At 63.4% G+C, this 5873-nt stretch carries 4 protein-coding genes (1 of these 4 only partly in view); 1 reads left to right on the forward strand and 3 read right to left on the reverse strand.

The window, feature by feature from the left end; all coding sequences use genetic code 11:
* Window positions 1-1252: the 5' portion of a class I SAM-dependent methyltransferase gene (locus tag K728_RS0115765; protein WP_024477284.1), read on the reverse strand. The gene continues 86 nt to the left of window position 1, outside the view; only the first 1252 of its 1338 coding nucleotides appear in the window; it begins with the start codon at window positions 1250-1252; its stop codon lies off the left edge, out of view.
* Between the two features lie 114 nt (window positions 1253-1366).
* On the opposite strand from K728_RS0115765, the gene K728_RS19720 reads away from it, so the two are divergent.
* Window positions 1367-2290: a LacI family DNA-binding transcriptional regulator gene (locus K728_RS19720; RefSeq protein ID WP_156911358.1), complete on the forward strand. Its 924-nt coding sequence runs from the start codon at window positions 1367-1369 to the stop codon at window positions 2288-2290.
* 101 nt (window positions 2291-2391) lie between these two features.
* Here the strand turns inward: K728_RS19720 and K728_RS0115775 are convergent, their stop codons facing one another.
* Together K728_RS0115775 and K728_RS0115780 are read right to left on the reverse strand one after the other, a co-directional pair.
* Window positions 2392-4239 carry a glycosyl hydrolase family 28-related protein gene (locus K728_RS0115775; RefSeq protein WP_024477285.1) on the reverse strand — a complete coding sequence of 616 codons (1848 nt, stop codon included), beginning with the start codon at window positions 4237-4239 and terminating at the stop codon, window positions 2392-2394.
* A gap of 222 nt (window positions 4240-4461) precedes the next feature.
* Entirely contained in the window at window positions 4462-5673 is a 1212-nt protein-coding gene (locus tag K728_RS0115780) for a hypothetical protein (RefSeq protein WP_024477286.1), read from the reverse strand.
* Window positions 5674-5873: the final 200 nt, after the last annotated feature.

The following is a 5873-nucleotide window of genomic DNA, read 5'->3' on the forward strand; positions in this document are numbered from 1 at the left end:
CCCCGCCGGGACGCTGCACCAACACCTGGTTCACGCCAGTCAGTCCGTTCTCGAATCCCAGCGCGCTGGTAGCCATATAGAGCCGCCACACCCGGGCCCGACCCTCGCTGGTCAGGCCGACCGCTTCGTCCCAATGATCTTCCAGGTTCTGCACCCACGCGCGGAGGGTGAGCGCGTAGTGCTGACGCAACGCTTCGACGTCGACCACCTCGAACTTCGCTGACTCCAGGGCGCCGACCATCACGGTGAGGCTGAGCATCTCGCCGTCGGGAAAGACGTACTTGGGGATGAACGAATCGGGGTCCGGGCGCATCGTGTCACCGGCATTCCAGGAGATGGCGTGATTGAGCAGTCGACCGCCGGGGCGCAGCAGGCCGAACAGGTGGCTCGAATACCCGGCAATCTGGTCGCGCCCCACATGCTCGGACATGCCGATGGAACTGATCGCGTCGAAAGGGCCGTCGTCAACGTCGCGGTAGTCCTGCACCCGGATCTCCACCTGCTCGGTGAGCCCGGCCTCGGCCACCCGTTTGCGGGCACGCTCCGCCTGCTCGGCGGACAGGGTGACGCCGACGACGTCGGCCCCGTAGCGTTCCGCCGCATGCAGCGCGAAACTGCCCCAACCGCAGCCGACATCGAGTACCCGCATCCCCTGTTCCAGACCGAGTTTCCGGCAGACCAGATCGAGTTTCGCCTCCTGAGCCGCGTCAAGACCGGTCTCGGGGGAGTCCCAGACCGCGCAGGAGTAGACCATGGACGGGCCGAGGACGAGCGCGTAGAAGTCGTTGCCGACGTCGTAATGATGGGAGATGGCGACGGCGTCGCGTTTCTTGGAGTGTTTCCGTCCGACCCGGTCAATCGTGATTTCCTCGGGCGGGGGCGCGGGGTTGCGGCCAATGGCACCGAGCCGGACCGCTATGCGCAGCAACCTGGCGCGCTCGCGGAGGGTCAGGGGGCTGAAGGGTTCCAGTTCGGCAAATTTACCGACGGCGCTCAGGGCGGTGAAGCTTGCGTAGAGGTCACCGGGAGCGTCGATATCACCGGCGACGTAGGCCCGGCTTAGGCCCAACATGCCGGGAGACCACAGCATTCGCCGTAGTGCTCGCCGGGACCGGAACTCAATCACCGGCGCCTCTGCCGGGCCGGCCTCCGAGCCGTCCCAGGCCCGCAGACGAAGCGGGATCTGTTCGGTTCCCAAGACAATCCCCAGCGCGTCAGCCAATAGTGCTGCGGCCCCCCGTGATTTGCTCATAGCCATGTCTACTCCGGTTTTCCCCGGAGGGCTAGGGCAGTTCGGCCAGCGGCTCGGCGAGGAATGAGCCATTAGGATGGCGGAAGACAGGACTACGGTCCGGAGGAGAGCGGAATGGCGGGGATTACCAGTGCCGACGTGGCTCGCGAGAGCGGCGTCTCGCGCACCACGGTCAGCTATGTACTGACGGGGCGCGAGGGCGTGAGTATCTCCGAAGAGACGCGGCGGAGGGTTCTGGAAACCTCCAAGCGGCTCGGCTACGCGCCGTCGGCTGCAGCGCGGGCGCTGAAGACCGGGCGCAGCGACCTGGTGCTGTGCATTCTTCCGGACTGGCCCATCGGTCCGGTGATCGAAACACTCCTGGATCACCTCGCTGATGAAGTTGCCGAGCGGGGCCTTTCAGTTCTGGTGCACCACGCCCGCGGACACCGTCCGCTGCAGGATCTGTGGCGTGCCGTCACGCCGCGCGCGGTGATTGGTTTCGCACCGTTCGACGACGACGATCTCCGGGCCATGCGCCAGGCCGGCATTCAGGTGTTGGGGACCCAGGGGGAGGCGGTGGGACCGGCGCCGTCTCGACCCTCCGAAAGCCAGATACGGATCGGACAGTTGCAGGCTCAGCAGCTCATTGCCTCCGGGAAACACCGGATCGCGTATGCGTGGCCCACCGATTCCCGCGTTGAGCATTTCGCAGCGGATCGGTTGGAGGGCGTCCGTCGTGAATGCGCGGACCACGGCCTGCCCGAGCCGGAAGTGCTGTCGGTAGACCTTGAGGCAGCCTCGGCCGCTGCAGCGCTGCGTACCTGGCGAGAGGGGCCGGACCCGGTGACCGGTATCGCCGCGTACAACGACGACGTCGCGCTCGCCATTCTGGCCGGGCTTCGGCTGCACGGACTCGCATGCCCCGCGCAGGTGGCAGTCGTTGGGGTTGACGACGCGCCGGCTGCCCGTCTCGCCGACCCGCCGCTCACCACCATCTCCCAATCCATCGAACTACAGGCACGGTACCTGGCTGGNNNTCCTCGCCGGTCTGGGTGACCAGGCGGAGGACGAGGCTCCAACCTTCCCCGGTGACGGGATGGTGCTGGTGGTTCGCGGCTCAGCGTGACTCGTCTGAGCCGGGCGCCGCCGTCCAGGACCTACTGGTACTGCACCACGTAACTGGGGATACCCGTGTTGTCGTTGCTGACCGGGGCCCCGGTGTTGTTGACGACGTGGTCAATGGTGCCCGCGCCGAGATTCACGGTGAGGATGTGGTTCAGCTGCACACCGGCTGTGTCCGGAACTTCGAAGCCCCGGGTTGCGTGGATGGTCGGATCCACGTTGGTGAAAATGTAGGAGCCGCCGCCCCAGAGGGTGTGCTTCGTGACGTCGTCGGCCACCTTGTAGCCGGCCCACCCGAGCACGCCGTCGTGCTGCCAGGCCTCCTGATTGGGAGGATCATAGGGAAGCTCATTCTGGAAGAAAACCGTCCGGCCGTTTTCACCGTTCCAGATGACGTTGTACTCCTGGTAATGCTCCACGAAGAGTCCCGTGGCGGTCACGTTGTCACCGTTGATGATCACACCGTTACGGCCCGTGCTGACATCCCATCCGAAGGTACCCTCGATACCGTGATCTGCACGCCACGCCCAGATGTGATCGATGAGGACATTGTCGCTGTTGACCTCAAGGCTGAGGTCCGCCTTTCCGACGTTTGGTCCGCCGATCCGGAAGTACACATCACTCAGGGTGGTGGGATTCAGCGGGTCGTTCTTCTTACTGCTGTTGTTTCCGTTCTTCGTGCCGATCTGCAGCAGGAGGGGTGAGTTGACCTCTCCACCGTCGATCGTCACACCGGCCAGCACGACGCCGGGCACGTCGGCGACGCGCATTGGCATCGCCCCGTTTTTCGCGGTCAGGGTTGCATGACCCATGCCCAGGACGACCGTGTTGGCCCGTTTGATCGCAATAGTGTTGTCGATGCCGTACACCCCGGGGGTTAGCAGGAGGTGCTTGCCGCGTGCGAGCTGGCTGTTGATGGTCTGGACAGAGTCCGAGGGGTCCGCGACGAAGAAATCGGACAGTTTGATGGTGGTGCCCGGGGTGATTCCGTCCTTCCAGGAAATCCCGCTGGAGTCGATCTGTGCGGAGGGTACCCGCACGTTATAGGCGCCGTCGTCGTCAACGAAAAGGTAAGGCTTCTCGCGGCTGACCGGGGTTGTTTCGAGGGTGGTGTACGGAGGAGTGGGGAAGGTGCTGTCCGCCGGGGCGCCGTCGACACCGGCAAACACGGCATTCCACACACCGTTGGACCAGGAGCCGATTTCGCTGTTGCGCGTGAACCACTGCTGCTGGGAACCATTGATGATGTCGTTGGCCTTGGAGTCAGCCATGTATCCACCGCTGGCAAATTGCGGCCCGGCAGTGCAGTAGTCCATCAGGGAAAGCGTTCCGCCGGTGACGTTGACGCGGCGCAGCGAGACGGCCTGGGAGACGGCCCAGAAGTTGGCGGTTGCACGGCACCCGTCCTGGCCTGCACCGTTCACCTGGAGGGTCAGGTTAGAGAGGGTGCGCCAGAAGTTGTTGAGGGCGATGCAGTTGCTGGTGCCGTTGTCCTCAAGACAGCGGTTATATACCTCGATCTTGCCGTTGATGGTGACATCGGTCGGTGACTGACCGAGGCCGGCAACCTCGGTGTAGTAGCCCACCTTGAACTGCAGTGGTTTCTCGTCGGTGCCATAGGTGCCGGGCAGAAAAAGCAGGGACTGGCGGTTGGTGCCCATTTCGTCGTCGATCTGGCGGGCGTTGACAGCATCAACCGTGGCTTGGATGTCTTCGACGGGCATTGTGGGCGAGAAAACCGTCACGTTCGGACCGAGATCCGGCACGGCGGGCAGATGTTTGGACTTTTTATCCTGCACGTCGGCGGGGGAGGCAACTGCGGCAGGACCTGGAGCCACCAGGAGCGCAGCAGTCAGACCGGCAGCCAGGAGGGTGGGGATCATGGGACGTGATCGCCCGGTGGCAGAAGGCCGGTGGGCTCGACTTTGAAAGGGAGGCGTAGGAGACATGTGTTGACCGTTCTCTCCGTTGAGGGTGTCAGACAGGGTTGGTGACTCGTGTCACTAGTCTGTACAGTGATTCAACCGGACGCGGTCTCTACAGTCAAGGAAATGACGGGGTCGACCAAAGCTTGGTTTGCGCCGCAGAGGCTTAACCGCGTGGGTTCAGGTCCGGGACAGTAGAAGATGGGAAGAACGCTTGGGATCAGGCTCGGCTCTTAGGCCTGCGGCACGGGCTTGCTCAAGACACCAGACGGAAACGCTGGCACCCAGCAGTTTCTTGAGGGGACCGATGTGCTTGACCCGCTCGGTCGCCACCGAACCGAACAGGGCGTGGCTGACGGCTCCGCTGCGCTCCATTTTCGGGTCCTTCAGGGCAGCGGCCCATGCCCGTGTCAGACCGTGAACTACTGCGTGGGGTTCATTGCCGACGCTCCTCAGATGCCTGTCCAGGTGGGTCTTCATGACCTGGAACTCGGAAACTTTCGGTGCTTTGGCCGCTTGTTGTGGTGCGGTCGCCTTCCTTGAGGCAGGTACCTCGACTGGCACAGGAGTCTCAGCGACGGGGGAAGGCGCTGCCTCGTGCGACGCAGACTGTTCCACCATCAGCCGGGCCAATTCACCGTGAAGGTCTGCGAGCTGGAGGTGGATATCGACGATTCGTTGGGTGGAATTCGGTGTGTGCCTGGGCGGTTGAAGTGTCAGTTTTCGACGGACAGCCCTGGACACCGTGCAACGGAATACGTCCGCCAGGGTATCTGCCAGTTCCACGAGGATCGCTGGATCGGCCACAAGCAGGGGAACCCGTACCTTTCGGGATTCCACCAATGAAGCTGCAAGCTGATCCAGAGTGCCGTGCACTCGACCGTACCGGAGCCGCTCGTAGGTTACACCCGGTCCCACCTGCGGAGCGTAGACGCACTGCTGGGGGTTGAGGTCCAACGTACCGACCAAGGGAAAGAAACGCGGCCGCACCGAACTCCGAAGGACCGCGCGCACCGCATCGAGTTGCTTTGAAACCTGTTCTATCGGGTTGGCTGCTTCGGTCCCGTCCAGGAGGATCCACGGTTTACCCGTGTCGGTAACAGCGGCAACCCGGGACGTGAAGCCTTTCCACTCCGAGACGGTGAATACCCCACGAGTAGTGTTGTAAAACAGCCAATCGACCTCTGCCACTGGTTTTCCTGGAGTGTCCACCCGGCAATTGCTGAACGCCCACACGGAGTCGTCCAACAGCTCACCCAATCGGGCGACGTCGGCTGGCGCAGGCCGGTGTGCGGCGGTATTGGTTGACGGGAAATGCAACAACTGATGATCTTCCTGCGGCGCGGGATCCAGACGCTGGGTGTCCGTCGGCGCCCCACCGCCGGCGAACATTCGCGCTGATGCGCTATGTCATCATCACGGGTTCGGCGCCGTCACCGCAAGTACGGCACCGGTAGACTTCGCTGACATTCACAAATCTGGGGGACCTACTTGAACTATCCGTCGCTGCCGCCTGCCTCAAACACGCCGCCCCCATCCACTCCGCCGACGGACAAGTCGAAGATCAAGATTTCGACGGCGGTGGCGGCGGG

This window comes from Arthrobacter sp. CAL618 (genome assembly GCF_000468215.1).
Lineage (GTDB): Bacteria > Actinomycetota > Actinomycetes > Actinomycetales > Micrococcaceae > Arthrobacter_D.

Coding starts and splice junctions, on each gene's coding strand:
- K728_RS0115780 (WP_024477286.1), bottom strand. CDS start 5,673: ATGTTCGCCGGCGGTGGGGCGCCGACGGACACCCAGCGTCTGGATCCC.
- K728_RS0115775 (WP_024477285.1), bottom strand. CDS start 4,239: ATGATCCCCACCCTCCTGGCTGCCGGTCTGACTGCTGCGCTCCTGGTG.